General features: G+C 61.7%; 15 protein-coding genes. 4 read left to right on the plus strand and 11 right to left on the minus strand.

Annotated elements, in window-relative coordinates; all coding sequences use genetic code 11:
- Positions 1-39 precede the first annotated feature (39 nt).
- The 5 genes from G9463_RS02320 to G9463_RS02340 all read right to left on the minus strand — a co-directional run bounded on the left by G9463_RS02320 (position 40) and on the right by G9463_RS02340 (position 4,374).
- A complete protein-coding gene (locus G9463_RS02320; protein ID WP_165895855.1) occupies positions 40-1,770 on the minus strand; it encodes a histidine kinase N-terminal 7TM domain-containing protein in 1,731 nt (576 codons plus the stop codon).
- A 125-nt stretch (positions 1,771-1,895) separates the two neighbouring features.
- On the minus strand, positions 1,896-2,582 hold the full coding sequence (locus tag G9463_RS02325; protein WP_004961606.1) for a protein sorting system archaetidylserine synthase: 687 nt from the start codon (positions 2,580-2,582) through the stop codon (positions 1,896-1,898).
- A 72-nt stretch (positions 2,583-2,654) separates the two neighbouring features.
- Entirely contained in the window at positions 2,655-3,347 is a 693-nt protein-coding gene (locus G9463_RS02330; protein ID WP_004961609.1) for a metal-dependent hydrolase, read from the minus strand.
- 191 nt (positions 3,348-3,538) lie between these two features.
- A complete protein-coding gene (locus G9463_RS02335; protein WP_004961612.1) occupies positions 3,539-3,835 on the minus strand; it encodes a hypothetical protein in 297 nt (98 codons plus the stop codon).
- A gap of 14 nt (positions 3,836-3,849) precedes the next feature.
- Positions 3,850-4,374 carry a DoxX family membrane protein gene (locus tag G9463_RS02340; protein ID WP_165895856.1) on the minus strand — a complete coding sequence of 175 codons (525 nt, stop codon included), beginning with the start codon at positions 4,372-4,374 and terminating at the stop codon, positions 3,850-3,852.
- A 222-nt stretch (positions 4,375-4,596) separates the two neighbouring features.
- Between G9463_RS02340 and G9463_RS02345 the strand changes: the two genes are divergently transcribed.
- Both G9463_RS02345 and G9463_RS02350 read left to right on the plus strand, forming a co-directional pair.
- Positions 4,597-6,060, plus strand: coding sequence for an RtcB family protein (locus G9463_RS02345; protein ID WP_165895857.1), 1,464 nt, complete (start codon positions 4,597-4,599; stop codon positions 6,058-6,060).
- A 55-nt stretch (positions 6,061-6,115) separates the two neighbouring features.
- A complete protein-coding gene (locus G9463_RS02350; protein ID WP_165895858.1) occupies positions 6,116-6,532 on the plus strand; it encodes a universal stress protein in 417 nt (138 codons plus the stop codon).
- Positions 6,533-6,547: 15 nt separating this feature from the next.
- Here the strand turns inward: G9463_RS02350 and G9463_RS02355 are convergent, their stop codons facing one another.
- Positions 6,548-7,687 carry an acyl-CoA dehydrogenase family protein gene (locus tag G9463_RS02355; protein ID WP_165895859.1) on the minus strand — a complete coding sequence of 380 codons (1,140 nt, stop codon included), beginning with the start codon at positions 7,685-7,687 and terminating at the stop codon, positions 6,548-6,550.
- Positions 7,688-7,770: 83 nt separating this feature from the next.
- On the opposite strand from G9463_RS02355, the gene G9463_RS02360 reads away from it, so the two are divergent.
- The gene (locus tag G9463_RS02360; protein ID WP_004961624.1) at positions 7,771-8,565 is read left to right on the plus strand and encodes an RIO1 family regulatory kinase/ATPase; all 795 of its coding nucleotides are present in this window, start codon (positions 7,771-7,773) and stop codon (positions 8,563-8,565) included.
- A 16-nt stretch (positions 8,566-8,581) separates the two neighbouring features.
- Here G9463_RS02360 and G9463_RS02365 read toward each other — a convergent pair whose 3' ends face one another.
- The 4 genes from G9463_RS02365 to G9463_RS02380 form a co-directional block, all read right to left on the minus strand.
- The gene (locus G9463_RS02365; RefSeq protein ID WP_007187811.1) at positions 8,582-9,490 is read right to left on the minus strand and encodes a DMT family transporter; all 909 of its coding nucleotides are present in this window, start codon (positions 9,488-9,490) and stop codon (positions 8,582-8,584) included.
- 144 nt (positions 9,491-9,634) lie between these two features.
- Entirely contained in the window at positions 9,635-10,120 is a 486-nt protein-coding gene (locus G9463_RS02370) for an SRPBCC family protein (protein WP_165895860.1), read from the minus strand.
- Between the two features lie 63 nt (positions 10,121-10,183).
- Complete coding sequence (locus G9463_RS02375) at positions 10,184-11,440, minus strand: Glu/Leu/Phe/Val dehydrogenase (RefSeq protein WP_007187810.1); 1,257 nt, start codon at positions 11,438-11,440, stop codon at positions 10,184-10,186.
- A gap of 195 nt (positions 11,441-11,635) precedes the next feature.
- The gene (locus tag G9463_RS02380) at positions 11,636-12,019 is read right to left on the minus strand and encodes a DUF5658 family protein (RefSeq protein WP_007187809.1); all 384 of its coding nucleotides are present in this window, start codon (positions 12,017-12,019) and stop codon (positions 11,636-11,638) included.
- A gap of 235 nt (positions 12,020-12,254) precedes the next feature.
- On the opposite strand from G9463_RS02380, the gene G9463_RS02385 reads away from it, so the two are divergent.
- Positions 12,255-14,309, plus strand: a complete 2,055-nt coding sequence (locus G9463_RS02385) for a PKD domain-containing protein (protein WP_165895861.1) — start codon at positions 12,255-12,257, stop codon at positions 14,307-14,309.
- Positions 14,310-14,327: 18 nt separating this feature from the next.
- On the opposite strand, the gene G9463_RS23940 is transcribed toward G9463_RS02385, so the two are convergent.
- The coding region (locus G9463_RS23940) for a class 1 fructose-bisphosphatase (protein WP_240149913.1) at positions 14,328-14,802 on the minus strand (475 nt) is incomplete at its 5' end.

Raw genomic sequence — 14,802 nt, forward strand, 5'->3', positions numbered from 1 at the left:
AGACACACAACTACTGACTGGAGGGGGCGACAGTGGCGGTCACGGCTTCGGCTGTTCTGCTGAAGCAGATGGCAGGCGAATAGTGATGACCGAACCTCGTGGCGTATTCTCGGCAAACGTGATGGTTCCGCCGGAGGTAGTGATAGTCCAGTAGGCGATCCAGAGACCCAGCCCGTTGCTGTGCTTGAGAGCCGTTTCTGTCCCCGTTTCGATCACCTCCTGCTCTCGGTCAGGGAGTCCGGGACCGTTATCAGCGACCGCAACCGTAACGTCCCCGTCATCTGTGGGTCCCATAACCGTCACCGATACCTCTGGGACCGACTGGTCGTTGTGTTCGGCCGCATTTTCCAGAACGTTCCTCAGCGCGGAGTCGATCAAATCTACGGCGGATACCTCCGCCCGGTCCGGCCGTTCGACGCGAAACTCCACGTCTGGATACGTCCGTTCGAGGTCAGCTATTACGTCTGCAACGACAGCGCTGAGATCGACGGTCGTAGTTTCGACTGCGCCGTCCCCGACGAACCGCTCAAGGTCGCGAGCCCGCTCGCTTAATGTGACAATATCCTCTCCTTTCCGTTTGATTCGCTTCAGTTGTGGCTGGGCTTGCTGTGATTTGAGGAGGTTCTCAGTGGTCCCCAGAATGACCTGCATATCGTTACGGATGTCGTGGCGGAGGACGCGGTTGACGACCTCTAGGCGCTGTCGCTGTCGCTCGATGCGTTGTTCACGTTGTTTGCGCTCGGTTACATCAGTGAGTGTGATCAGTTGTCCCGTGACTGTGCCGTAGCCACGATGCAGCGGTGTCTGTCGTACTTCGTATGCTCGCTCTTCGCCATTCACAGGCACGGTAATTTCGGCACGGTCTGGGATGTCGTCGGTTGGCGAGTCACGGAGCTCAATCAAACCGGGGAGCACATCCTCAAGTGGCCGGCCGATCCACGCTGCCCCCGGTGTCCCGATAATGGCTTTCGCCTGTGGATTGAGATCGATGACAACGTCGCGTTCGTCGACGACGATGACAGCCTCTTTCATCGACGCGACGATCTCGTCCCGGGCGATCTCTCGGGCTGCAGGAATGACTTGAAGCAGTTGCCGACGAAAAACAGCGCCCCCCAGAAGGACGCCACTGAACACGAATCCGATCTTGGTCAGGTCAAATACGCTCGAGACGCCGGTAAGGTAGAGAATGTTTCCTCCCCACGGGAGGAGTGCTGCCAGGCTGAGTCCGATCGCCTGGGTACGGTAGACGCGTCCTGAGAACAGTGCCAGCTTCAGCATGAGGCCGGTCCCCACAGCCATCACGACGTACGCGTATGCGGTCCATGCCCAGAACGCGGGGCCCCGCTCCGTCACTGAAACGAGGAGCGAGCCCTGGAAAGCCAACTCCATCGAGGACCAGAACCACCCGTGGTATTGGTTTGTCCACACGAGCAAGATCATCAGGACAGGCCCGAGGAGTATGCCCGCCAGCTCTTTGCGGGTCGGAAGGCGAGTCTGACCCGTGTACTGGATGGCGAACAGGAGCCACGCGACGGGAACGGCCCCAATTGCGGGATACATGAGCTTGAGTGCGAGGCGCTTCGTTGCAAGGTCGGTCGCCCCGAGTTCAATCACAGACATCACCGACCACCAGGCGATGGCAACCATCAAAAAAACGAGAGAGCGAGACCCCGTGCAGTCGCGATAGTACACGCCAACACCAGCGATAAGAAGCGAAACTGCGGCGGAGAGAAGAGGGGTATATAGGTACCAAGAGAACTGAAATTCCATTCCTGCTGTTGAACTCCGTACCACATATGTATGGGATTAACAGACTTTAAAGCACCAGATATACCGATCAAGATCGAGAGTTGTACGAGCCTGAGTGGAACTGAACGGCTGAAGCTGCTGGCGTCTTACTCTCCGGGGTAAAACCACGGGCCGAGCGCGAAAAACAGCAGCGCGATGGCGAGCATCGCCCGCGGGCCGGCCCGGAACAGCGCAGCCGGCGCGACGACGGCCACCGCCTGCACGACGCCCATCGGCACCGCGTGTTTGGGACCGGGTTTCGGATAGTCGAAGGGCGCGATCATCGCCAGCGAGAGACCGAGCGCGCCGACACTCAGGACGAGCGGGTTCGTGATGCCGCTCAGATACGCCGTCGCGATGATGATACTCCCGAGGGTGTTCGGCATGCCCGGCCGCTCGTCGGGAGAATCGAAGTACGTCGAGTAGAAGGCGGTCCGGACGATGGAGCACACGACGTACGCGGAAGCGAGCAACGCGAGGCCAACGAACACGGCCGGATGAGCGGATTCGACACCGCCGTACGCGTCCGTCAACAGCACGTAGAGAAAGAGGCTCGGCGTCGCACCGAACGAAACCACGTCGGTCACCGAGTCGAGCAGCGGGCCGACCGCCGAACTGTCGCCGTTCCGGGCAACGATTCCGTCGATAGCGTCGGCGATGACCGCAAGCAGGATGAGCCGAGCGGCCAGATGGGGGTCAGTGAAGGCGATGGCTCCGGCGACGAACCCGACGACGGCGTTGAACAACGTCACCGTGTCGGCGACACTGAGTCGTCGGCGTACCTCGAAGCCCATGGTTCCCCGGTTGGCCACGGCGTATATGAAGGACTCGAAAGCGAACGCTCCACAGTGCCGACCGGCAGCCCATCACTCCTCCGGGAGGTCGTGGCCGATGCGCAGACGGATGGCGGTGGCGAGCGTCCCGACGACGAGGACGACCAGTTCCCAGCCGCTCCGGGCGATTGGGAACACACGGTCGACAGTCTCGGGTTCCGGCTGGCCCGGATTGGGGTCGATACCGGTACTCATCTGCACCTCGCTGGAGTTGCCCATCGACTGCGTGGTCGAGCCACCGCTCCCGCCCGTACCGGTGCCACCGGCTGTCTGAGCGCGCGGCTCGGGTAGCTCGACGAACGTCTGCACGATACCGCGCTGGCTCGACAGCTCCAGATGGCCGCTGAGCTGATAGAACTGGTCGTACAGCGGCCAGAAGAGGTTCGCACCGCCAGTAATCAAGTCCAGCAGTACGTGACCCACCGCATACACCACAACACAGAACCAGCTGACTCGAACACCGTACGCCCCCCAGCGGCGCTTAATATACGATTTGTCGCGCAGGTACAGGTCGGCTCCGATGAGGAGCGCCAGCACCGCCGGGATGACGAGGTTCGTCGTCGCGGCCCGGTGACCGGCCTGCCAGTAGAGACCGAGGAACGCGTCTACATCGGGAAACGTGACAACGAGTATCGACAGGAGCAACGACCGCTTATCGAATGCAGCACCCAGCAGCGTTGCGGCGAGTAACCCAACAAAAGCGTAGTGGACCACCAGCGAAGGCATATAATAATCACTACCACCACAGAAATGAGCGTTGTGGTGGGCTCTATCAGAATTAGAAACTACCCCACTTGATTAATATAGCCACAGTAAATACATTGTTAGTGGGGAATCGGTGGGGTGGAACGGCACCCACTATCATTTCTGTAGATAAGAGCGACACGTCGGGTCAAAACAGCGAAAACGAGGACTGCTCAGTCTGCCGTGATTTCTTGCTGTGTCGTGGCCGTCTCAGTCTTCATTGGGGCGACGAGCCTGTAGACCCCGTACAGGGCCAAGACTAGGAGGCCGGCCAAGACCAGCCCGGTCCGGAGCGTCGGATCGACCATCGGGGTCGCGATGATCTCGCCCGCGTCGTTCGTCAGCGGTGCCGCGCTGTAGGGCTTACCCGCCAGTATCTCCACGATGCCGAGGACAACGACTCCCAGCAGCATCAGTCCGCCGCTGAGTGCCATCGCCGCTTTGTCGATGACGGTGGTGTGTTGTTGCATTGGTGGTCACCTCCTTAGCCGAGCAGGTACCTGAGTTTCGGGTGTCGTTTGACCAGTTTGGTCTTCTCGATGATCGCGTCGAGGCCGTAGTAGCGACCGGTGGCCAGCACGATCATCGTCATGAACAGCAGCAGGCCCATGAAGTCGCTGTTGACCAGCCCGTGGCCGAACTCCGCGTTGCCGATCCAGAACAGGGACATGAAGAAGACCCCGAACACGGAGGCGAGCCTGACTAGCGCGCCGACCATCAGTCCCAGCCCGATGAGCGTCTCGCCCAGCGGAACCATCGCCTGAATGAGCCAGCCCAAGTGTTCGCCCATCAGCACGGGGATCGGACCGAGTGCCGTGCCAGTCATCTGCTTGAGATACATCGGCCCGTAGCTGTAGGCCAGCCCGTCTTCGATGAGCTTCGTTACGCCTGCGTGGAAGAACCACCAGCCGGTTACGACACGCAGGAACGCCAGCCAGTATGCGGTCCAGGCCCCGCCGAGCTCGAGCTCGAAGTCGTCTGCCAGGGGGTTCGCCGCTTGATAGGACATCTGTGTCACCTCACATATGGAGTTCCGCACCACGGTGGCATATAAGGGAGAGGGTGTTCCCACAGAGTGAAAACCCATCTCAGCGGCTGAGAAGGCAGATTTCAGCGGCTGGGTGTATCGGGCCCTGTTCGGCTGTGGGTTTTAGGAGCTTTCGCGGGGATGAGAGCCACCCACGGGCCACCGTGAGGTTCAAACCCTCCATGCAACTACGGTACGACACCAATGGTACTCGAACTGACGGGCGAACACACCACAGCACGGGTGATGGTCGACGACGAATCGCTCGTCGAGAGCGGGTGTCGGGAGCAGATCGAGACGCTCATCGACCATCCGGCGTTCACTGAGCCGGTTCGAATCATGCCGGACACGCACTGGGGGGCCGGCGCACCTATCGGCTTTACGATGCCGTTGAGCGAGCGCGTCGTGCCGAACATCGTCGGCGTCGACGTGGGGTGTGGAATGGCCGCGACGAACCTTGGCCCGCAACTCCCGCTAGAAGACGCTGAGCGCGAGCGACGCGTCCGCGAGGCGGTCCCGATGGGGCGGTCGGTCCACGACTACGACGATGCGGTCCACTTCGTCGAAGAGTTCCCGTTCGAGCGGGCCAACCGCATCTTCGAGCAGTTCGACACGGCCTACGCCGAGCGGTTCGGCGAACACATCGACCCCGTCGAGTTCGACTTCAACGGCTACGACGGAGAGTACTTCGAGTCGCTGTGTGACCGCGTTCTGGCTGACCAGCGCCAGGGCATGGGGTACATCATCAAGAGCGCGGGGACGCTGGGCGGCGGGAACCACTTCGTCGAGTTCGGCCAGGCCCGCGAGTCGGGTGACTACTGGCTGGTCATCCACAGCGGTTCCCGGTATCTGGGTAAGTCCGTCGCCGAGTACTGGCAGTCGACGGCGACGGACCGCCGAACAATCGGCGAGATCCGCGACCAGCTTCCCGAAGAGTACGTCGAGTACCTGAAATTCGACCCCGATACAGTCGAATCCCGCGACCTCTACGCCTGGGTCACTGGCGGCATGGGCGAATCCTACATCCGGAAGGACCGCCTCCGCCGCGAACTGGACGGCAAGGAGATCGAGAACGCCTTCGACGCCTTAGGACAGGTTCAGGATGCCATCCACAGCAGCGACGACGAGGACCGCAACACGGACTTAGACTGGCTGGAGGGTCGCGAGGCCCACGGCTACCTCGTCGATATGCTGTTCGCCCAGCAGTACGCCCGCTGGAACCGCGAACTGATGAGCGATGCCGTCTGTGACGCCCTTGGCGTCGACCCCGTCGACCGCTTCCAGTCGATTCACAATTACATCGACTTCCGTGACCTCACTATTCGCAAGGGAGCGACGCCCGCTCGCGACGGACAGCGGTTGCTGGTCCCGTTCAACATGGCCGACGGGTCGATTATCGCACGCGGGAAGGGCAACGACGAGTACCACCAGACAGCGCCACACGGTGCGGGCCGTGTGATGAGCCGCCGGCGGGCCCACAGCGAGGTCGATATGGACGAGTTCGCCGAAGCGATGGACGGTATCTACTCGGAGTCCGTCATCAAAGGCGTCCGGGACGAAGCGCCGATGGCGTACAAGGACGCCGACGCGATACTCTCGGCTATCCAGCCCACTGCCGAGGTCGTCGAGTACGTCGACGCCGTCCATAATCTGAAGGCAACTGAGTGAGCGAACCTGTTGGTCTGGCAGAAAGTGATTAGGACATGAAGGCCCTGTCTCCGGTATGACCATTCTTGTGGCTATCGCCAACGATTCGGTCTCTCCGGCAGTCATTAATACGGCAGTTCGACTCGCCGACGGACTCGACGAGGAACTGTACGTCGTCCACCTCGTCGACGAGAACACCGCTGATGGCACAGCCATGCAACTCCGGGACGAGATGCGCGACCGGTTCCGCGACGCCACCGTCGTGGCGACGGTCGCTATCGAACACGTCGGCCGGTCAGCAATGCGGTCGGGCACGCGGATCGGCAACGAACTGCTCGAACTCGCGGCTGACGTGGATGTGCATCACATCGTCATGGGCCACGAGCCGAAGGGGCTGGCCGGCAGACTCCGGGAAGGCGACGCCGCAGTCGCTGTCATCGACGCCGCCGATGTGCCCGTTACTATCGTCCCCGAAGGTCCCGTCGACGCGTGAACGCCGTGCGGCGTATCACAGGCCCAGCTCCCGGCCGAGCACCATCCGCTGTATCTCGCTCGGTCCCTCGCCGATTTCCATGAGCTTCGCGTCCCGGTAGAACCGCTGCGGGGCGAAATCCGTCGTGTAGCCGTAGCCGCCAAGCACCTGAACGGCGTCTTCGGCGACCTCGCGACAGATTTCGCTGGCGTCGAGTTTCGCTAGCGACGACAGACGCGTCACGTCTTCGCCCTGGTCGTACATCGTCGCAGCCTTGTGGGTCAGCAGGCGAGCGCGCTCGATTTTGCGGTCCATCTCGACGATTTTGTCCCGGACAGCGTCGAACTTCGAGATGGGTCGGTCGAACTGCTCGCGTTCGGTAGCGTAAGACTTCGCGGCCTCAAACGCCCCCTGTGCGAGCCCCGTCGAGAGCGCAGCAATGGAGATGCGGCCGCCGTTGAGCGTCTTCAGGGTCTGTGCCCAGCCGTCGCCTTCCTCGCCGAGCAGTCGGTCCGCGGGAACCCGGCAGTCGTCGAACTGGAGTTCGCAAGTCGGCGAGGCGTTCAGCCCCATTTTGTCCCACTCGGTCGTCACGTCCCAGCCGTCGTCTTCGGGAGCGACGATGAATGTCGAGATGCCATCGTAGCCGGCCTCGGGGTCGGTGACAGCCTTGACCAGCACTGACCCGGCGACAGAAGCGTTCGTGATGAACTGCTTGGTCCCGTTGATGACGTACTCATCGCCGTCACGCTCGGCCATGGTCTCCATGTCGCTGGCGTCGCTTCCGCTGCCCGGCTCTGTCAGCGCCCAGCCGCCGAGCTGGTCCCCAGAGGCGAGTGGTGTGAGCCAGCGCTCTTTCTGGGCATCCGTGCCGAACAGCTCTATCGGCTTGGCCCCAAGAGAAGTATGGGCCACGTACGAGAGCCCGATGCTTCCGGAAACCCGCCCGAGTTCCTCGGCGACGAGCGCATACATCAGCGTATCGCCGCCCAGCCCGCCCCATTCCTCGCTGATCGGCACCCCCATCACGTCCAGCTCGCCGAGTTCCTCGAATATCTCTGCCGGAAACCGGTGCTCGTCCTCGATGTCCTGCGCTATCGGCTGAATCTCGTTTTCACAGAACGTGCGGACCGAGTCCCGTATCATCCGGTGTTCGCCGGGAACGTCGAACTCCATACCGAGCCTATGTGTTGTGTTATTAAATACCACACGGGGGCAGACACAAGCCATTTGACCGCCCACGGCGTTTCTTAGAGGGAATGGCGTTCCGGCGACTCCTCCGTGGAACAGTCCCCTGGGAGCAACTCGAAGGTGTGGTGCGAGCGGTGATAGGGCGGTACGACGAGCCCGCGGCTCGCGTGGCGTTTCTGGAGGCGGACAACTGGCTCTCGACCCCGCTGGTCGTCAACGACCAGTGGTTCGTGAAAGTCATCACGGGGCAGAACTCGCTGGTCCACACGCTGCTGACCGCCGGCCGCAACATCGGCGCGTTCTCGTCGGGCACCGAGGGCTTTTTTGAGCACTTCGGGACGCCCTACGAGATGGCGGAACACGAACTGGCGGCGACCCGGCGGATGCGGGAGATCGGCGTTAACGCTCCCGAACCAATTGAGGCCTTCGAGTACGACGGAATGGGGGTCCTGGTGCTGGAGTATATTCCCGACTTCGAACCGCTGGACGACCTTCCGGCCCAGACCGTCGAGCGACACAGTCCAACGGTGTTTGACTTCCTCAACCGGATGCACAAGGACGGCCTCGCACACGGTGATTTCCGCTGTGAGAACGTGCTCGTGGCCCACGGTGACCTGTACTTCATCGACGCCACGAGCGTCCGCGAGGCGGCTATCAGGGATGCTCGCGCCTACGACGTGGCCTGTGCGCTTGGCGCGCTGGAGCCGCTCATCGGTGCACCGGCTGCTGTCTCCGCCGCCGCACAGCATTACGATACGTCTGAATTGTTGGCTGCGGAGGAGTTCCTCGATTTCGTCAACATTCGCCCGGACCACGACTTCGCTGCCGCCGAAATCCGCGGAGCCGTCGAAAAACACGCGTAGGCCGTCCGGAACAGTTTCAGTCCGCTGGCGCTGCTCCGACCGACCGGCTTCTAGCAACAACGCCGATACCGACGAGCACGACGGCGCCGCCGGCGACGGTCGACGGACCAGGTATTTCCGCGAGCAACAGCAGCGCCAGCAGCGCGCTCCCGACCGGTTCACCGAGCAGTGAGACACTGACCATACTGGATTCGACGTGTGCCAGCGCCCAGTTGAGGACGGTGTGGCCGAATACGCCGGGGCCAACGGCCATCGCGAAGAACAGTGCCCACTCCCGGGGCGGGTAGCCTGTCACAGGGTGGCCCGACGCGACGACGAAGACGAGCAGGCAGACCGCGGCGACACCGTAGACGACGGTCACGTAGGGGATAAGGGGGAACCGCTGGCGGAGCGAGCGTCCGGCGAGCACGTAGCCGGCGGCCATGACACCACCGACGAGGGCCAAGGCGTTGCCGTACAGTGGACGCTGGCCGACAGTCCCGCTTCCGAGCAGTTCGCCGACAGACATCACGATGATACCGCCGATAGCGACCAGAATGCCCGCCGTCGTGCCACGCGTGACACGCTCGTCCAGTAGCGCCCACGCGCCGATGGCGACGAACAGCGGCTGGCACTGGACCAGCGTGACCGACGCCGCAACGCTCGTCCACGCCAGGCTCTCGAACCACGCGGCGAAGTGCACTGCGAGCGCGACGCCCGTCGCCCCGGCCGCCAGTACGTCCCGTCGAGCGAGTCGCCCGAACGCCGACCGATGCCGACCCAGCGCCAGCGGGGCCAGCAGCGCGGTCGTCAACAGGACACGGTAGAATGCCGCTACCGACGCCGCAGCGTCGGTCCAGCGGACGAGAATCGCGCTCGTACTGACCGCAAGGACTGCGACGACCAGCCCGATTCGCGGGTCGATTCGCGGCTCGGTCACGTCCACTCCGCTCCGCTGTGGCGCGGAGACACCACGACCACACCAGTTATCGTAACGACACGTCCACTCATCCTGTGGCAGTATCCGACACGGGGATAAAGAAACACCGGATACCATAGTTGGGACCGTGCCGTCTGCGGGCAGGCCAAGTTACCCTTCGAGTAGTTTCTTCGTCTGCTGATGGCGATACCGGAACATCGGTTCCATCCCGAGACAGCCGAAGGGGCCAAGGGCCCGGCCGAGCGGTCCGCCTGGCAGTTCAAACTCGACGTGGTCGTGGACGAGCGTCTCCCTGTCGCTCAACGCTCGGAAGGTGTGCGTATGCTCCCAGTGGGGAAAGGGCCCTTCCTCCATCACGTCGCGGAACATCGCTTCGTCCTCGCCTTCTTCCCGAGCAACGATGTTCGAGACCCACTGCTGGCGCGGCGGCACGCCAAAGGGCTTGATCGAGGATTCGACGACCGACCCGGCGGTTAGTTCGTCGGGGTTCGGCTCGCCATCCGGTCCCCGCTCCGCCTCGATGCGGATGTTCATCCAGTCGGGGGTCAGTGTGACCAGCCCGTCGCCTGTCGCGTGGAATTTCCAGACTTCTGCTAGCGGGGCTTCGACGCGAACCTGGCGCTCGTAAATGTCCATACACATAGTAGGGGAAGCGCTGGCAAAACACCCGCGGTAGCCGCGACTGATTCCGGGACGCGGTCAGGGCCAGATGCCGCCTTCCTCGGCCGCAGCGACGACGCGCTGGATAGCGACGACGTACATCGCCGTCCGGAAGTTCGGCGCGCCGGTCTCCTCGTAAGTCTCGACGAGGTCGTCAAACGCGTTCGTAATGATGGTCTCCAGTTCGTCGTTGACCCGCTCTTCGGACCAGTAGAACCGCTGGCGGTTCTGGACCCATTCGAAGTACGACACCGTGACGCCGCCGGCGTTGGCGAGGATATCAGGGAACACGGCCACGTCGCGCTCCGTGAATACGTCGTCCGCGTTCGGTGTCAGCGGGCCGTTGGCCGCCTCCACGACGATGTCGGCCTGTACATCCCGAGCGAGGTCGCCGTCGATAGCGTTTTCGAGTGCCGCCGGAACAAGCAGGTCCACGTCCATCGTTAGCAGCTCTTCGTTGGTCAGTTCCTCCGTCGCGCCCTCGTAGCCGGCTAGCGACCCGGTCTCGCTTTTGAACGCCTTCGCGTCGCGTGCGCCGAGCCCGTCGGGATTGTAGACGGCACCTGAGGAGTCCGATACGGCGACGATGTTCGCGCCCAGATCCTCGATGAGTTTCGCCGCCACGGAGCCGGCGTTCCCGTAGCCCTGGACAGCCACCGTCGCGTCCTCGATGTCCTTGCCAAGATAGTCGAACGCCTCGCGGGCCGTGAGCATCACGGACCGGCCAGTCGCTTCGACGCGGCCCGCACTGCCACCCGACTCCGGAGCCTTGCCGGTGATGACGCCGGGTTCGGTGGTGTTCTCCAGCGTCTCGTAGGTGTCCTTAATCCAGTTCATTTCCCGCTGGCCGGTGTTGACATCGGGCGCGGGGATGTCCCGGTCCTCGCCGATGATTAGCCGGAGTTCTTTCGCGAACGACCGCGTTATCCGCTCGATTTCGCTGGCCGAGTACTGGCGCGGGTCGATCTCGATACCGCCTTTCCCGCCGCCGTAGGGGATGTTGACCGCAGCGCACTTGTACACCATCCACCCAGACAGCGCTTTGACCTCATCGCGTGTGACCTGTGGATGATACCGGATTCCGCCCTTGTACGGTCCCCTGTCACCGTTGAACTGTGACCGGTAGGCACGAAACACCTCGACGGAGCCGTCGTCCATCTCTACGGAGAGGTTCGTCTCCAGCACTCGCTCGGGGTGTTTCAGCCGTTCGAGCACGTCGGTCGAATATTCGAGATAGTCCGACGCGTCGTCGATCTGCTCCTGTAAACTCTCAAATGGATTTACCTCAGGCGACATACGGCTAATATCTCAGACTGTGGGGAAAAGGGTACCGCCGTCCATGGGATTTTCCAGATAACAGTTACCCACGACGGAACCAGTCGGTCAGACGGAATGTCTGTGACTGAATCGCCCACGGCTACACGATACGTGCAGGATACTGGTCCAGCGAACGAACAGGTAACGTCGGAGAACAACGCAATCCCAGAGCGGCTACAGGCTAACCAAGAGGGCCGCGTTGATCACGACGGCCGCCACCCACGGGAGCGCCAGCCCGAGCGGCACGACGACACCACGTTGGTCGCTCAGCAATTGGCGGGTCAGCCCTGCCAGCCCGAGAACGCCGATCTTCGTCAGGCCAAGAACGGCAATTCCAAACGTCTCTATCGCGGCCCGCATCACGGGGTTTCCTTCGTGGAGACCGTGCTGGAGGCCGATGTGTGTCAGCCACACGTCGACGATGAGCGTCACGGCGACGACAAGCCATAGTTCTCGCTCGACGGCCGCAAGTTCGTCAAGCAGAGCGCTACACCACCCGTCGATGGTCCCTATCAGGACCGTTCGGTCCGTTGTGAACACGTCACCCTCCGCAACCACGCCCCCACGTGGTCTGTTATCTCGTTTTCACCCACCGTATTAAATACACACTGTTTACCACTGAAAGGGAGGGAGTAGGGGCTGTATACTCCCGACGACTACGATCCCAAGGGGTCGACCGTCGACAACACGTTCGATGTCCCAGTGCATATCATCGTAGCTACCCCACGCGTGATTATCACCTCTCATAATGGTGGCATACCATTGATATTGGGTGCCTGAATAGCTAGATACTATGAGTGCCATCGGTCATTCCCGAGTCACGCCTTTGATACCCGGGAGTCCGCGCCGATGGCTCCCGCTTCTGGTTTTGCTTCTCGCGGTCCCGCTTCTCATGCCGATTGCGACAGACACCGTTGTAGCCGAAGACACTGAACCACCAGAATGGGGCAACGCGACGCGGAGCGACGACACGACCATCGAGGTCACTCTGTATGACGACGAGTCGATAGCCACGAACACGATTCAAGCAGACGATTTTACACTGACTGCGGGTCGGGTAGAGAACGTCTCTGTCACGTCGATCAGTGCAGCGAAGGGGAATAAAAGTGGGGCGCGTGTGTCGCTCGCCCTCGAAAGCAAGGTAGACAAAAACAATGTCTCAATCAGCCTCCGCAATACTGCGAACATCACCGATACGGCAGGCAACGAACTCCCGGATGAGACAGTCACCGCAACCGGAATGGATGCTGTCGTACCGAAGTACAGGGATTTCAATGTCACGCGGGTCAACAGTTCGACCGCCGAAATCACCGTTGAGACACATGAACGATTAGATCAACTACGCGTCTCCATCGGCGGGGCATCGCTTGACACGCTCAATATCTCAGCATTCACTGAACGTACCGGCAACTCAGCCGTCTACACCCGGGAATACACGTTCCCTGAAGAAGGTGAGTACTCACTGTTGCTGATGTCGGTGACCGACAGGCACGGGAACAACAACTCCTTTTCCCGACAGCAGACGTTCCTCTATGATGGGACTGGACCGAACGTCACCGTTACTGGTCCGAGAAACGCGACAGTTGGCGAACCGGTGGCGTTCTCTGCAGCGGAAACGACAGACGGCCAGGGTGTTGAGTCTATCCAGTGGCAGGTGGGTGATGACACGATCCTGAGCGGCGAGAACATCACCGTGGCATTCGCCTCGCCTGGCAGTCACGAGGTTGCAGTGACGGCTACCGATCCATTTGGGAACACGGAAACAGTGACCAGAGTCGTGTCTGTGACGGGGAATGGAACCGTTGGGAACGTGACCGTGCAGCAACCGAATGCGACTGTCGCAAGTGTCTCGGTGAATGGGACTGGGCAGTCACAGGTGATCCAGCCCCAAGTGGGTGCACTCACCAGCGGCCCGAACGGAACACTGGAACGACTCACGGCGTCGTTCCCGTCCAACGAATCTGCGACGCTCACCATCCGCTCTCGCCAGCCTCCGCCGTCGTTCGCGACTGCGACTGGCCACACTGGTATCAGCCGGTTTGCGCTCGACAATGGCGCAGTTCCAACTGCGGATGTGCTGGTTAGGTTTACTGTGAACCGCGACACACTTGCGGCGGTCGACGCGGAGCCCGGAGCTGTGACACTGTTCCGGAACAGCAACGGATGGACGCCGTTACCGACTGAACTCGCCGACCGGACCGAATCGCACATCGTGTACCGGGCTACATCACCGAGTCTCTCAACGTTTGTTGTCGGAGTCGAGCGGGTGACAGCAGCAGACGCGGATTCGGAGACAGCGACGACAAATGAGACGGCAACGTCTGAAGCCGCGGCAAACGGGACGTCGACATCTGAATCCGAGACGACTGAGACATCGACGCCTGAACCCGAGACACAAACAGAGACCGCCGGAGAACCAGATATCGTGGTCACGAACGCCACGGCTGCTCCATCGACGCTCAGTCCCGGCGACCGGACCGTCATCACTGTCGAGCTGGAAAACCGGGGCACTGCGAGCGGCGACCACAACGTAATCGTCGCGCTCAACACCTCGATACTGACAACGCGGACGGTCACCGTCCCTGCTGGCGAGACGCGAACGACGGAGTTTGCCCGCTCCGTTCCGGAAAACAGGACCGGCGAGCTAACGGTCGACGGGCAGCGCGTCGGGAACGTGACGGGTGACAGCGGTGGTCTCCCGATTCCAGCGCTCCCGTCGATCGGCGTTCCGAACCCGCTCTCGCTGTGGCCTGACGGCATCGTCGGAACCGTCCTCGGTGGGCTACTGGGCGTCGCTGTCGGGCTGTACGGCGTTCTCAAAGCGCTGGCGATCTATCTCGGATACTAAATGACAGAAGCCGGGTCGTCAGTCGATATTCGCTTCGAGACGGTCGATCAGGCCGTCGTTCCCGAGATACAGCGGCGTCCGCTCGTGTAGCTCGTCGGGTTCGATCTCAAGTAACGACTGGTCGCCGTCGGAGGACCGACCGCCGGCTGACTCAAGGATGTAGGCCATCGGGTGGCCCTCGAACTGGACCCGGAGTTTCCCCTCGGGGCGTGATTCAAGTGCGGGGTACGAGAAGATGCCGCCGTAGGTGAGTACCTGATTGATGTCCGCGACCATCGCCCCGCCGTAGCGGAGTTTCAGTTCGTGACGGACCGCCTCGGCGTAGGATTCGAACTCGTCGGTCCAAGAGTCGACGCCGCCGCCAAACCCGAATACGGTGGGGTCTTCAGGGACTGTCACGTCGTCGTCGACGACCCGCTTGTCGCCGTCTTCAAGGATATACTCGCGGACGCTGCCGTCCCGAGCAACGACCATCGAGGTGATCGGACCGTAG

This window comes from Haloarcula sp. JP-Z28, assembly GCF_011440255.1.
Classification (GTDB): domain Archaea; phylum Halobacteriota; class Halobacteria; order Halobacteriales; family Haloarculaceae; genus Haloarcula; species Haloarcula marismortui.

Bases quoted from the DNA above. Each gene is read 5' to 3' on its own strand.
- G9463_RS02340 (WP_165895856.1), bottom strand. From the start codon at position 4,374: ATGTCCTATCAAGCGGCGAACCCCCTGGCAGACGACTTCGAGCTCGAG.
- G9463_RS02320 (WP_165895855.1), bottom strand. From the start codon at position 1,770: ATGGAATTTCAGTTCTCTTGGTACCTATATACCCCTCTTCTCTCCGCC.
- G9463_RS02375 (WP_007187810.1), bottom strand. From the start codon at position 11,440: ATGTCGCCTGAGGTAAATCCATTTGAGAGTTTACAGGAGCAGATCGAC.
- G9463_RS02360 (WP_004961624.1), top strand. From the start codon at position 7,771: ATGGCGTTCCGGCGACTCCTCCGTGGAACAGTCCCCTGGGAGCAACTC.
- G9463_RS02385 (WP_165895861.1), top strand. From the start codon at position 12,255: ATGAGTGCCATCGGTCATTCCCGAGTCACGCCTTTGATACCCGGGAGT.
- G9463_RS02335 (WP_004961612.1), bottom strand. From the start codon at position 3,835: ATGCAACAACACACCACCGTCATCGACAAAGCGGCGATGGCACTCAGC.
- G9463_RS02325 (WP_004961606.1), bottom strand. From the start codon at position 2,582: ATGGGCTTCGAGGTACGCCGACGACTCAGTGTCGCCGACACGGTGACG.
- G9463_RS02370 (WP_165895860.1), bottom strand. From the start codon at position 10,120: ATGGACATTTACGAGCGCCAGGTTCGCGTCGAAGCCCCGCTAGCAGAA.
- G9463_RS02355 (WP_165895859.1), bottom strand. From the start codon at position 7,687: ATGGAGTTCGACGTTCCCGGCGAACACCGGATGATACGGGACTCGGTC.
- G9463_RS02345 (WP_165895857.1), top strand. From the start codon at position 4,597: ATGGTACTCGAACTGACGGGCGAACACACCACAGCACGGGTGATGGTC.
- G9463_RS02350 (WP_165895858.1), top strand. From the start codon at position 6,116: ATGACCATTCTTGTGGCTATCGCCAACGATTCGGTCTCTCCGGCAGTC.
- G9463_RS02330 (WP_004961609.1), bottom strand. From the start codon at position 3,347: ATGCCTTCGCTGGTGGTCCACTACGCTTTTGTTGGGTTACTCGCCGCA.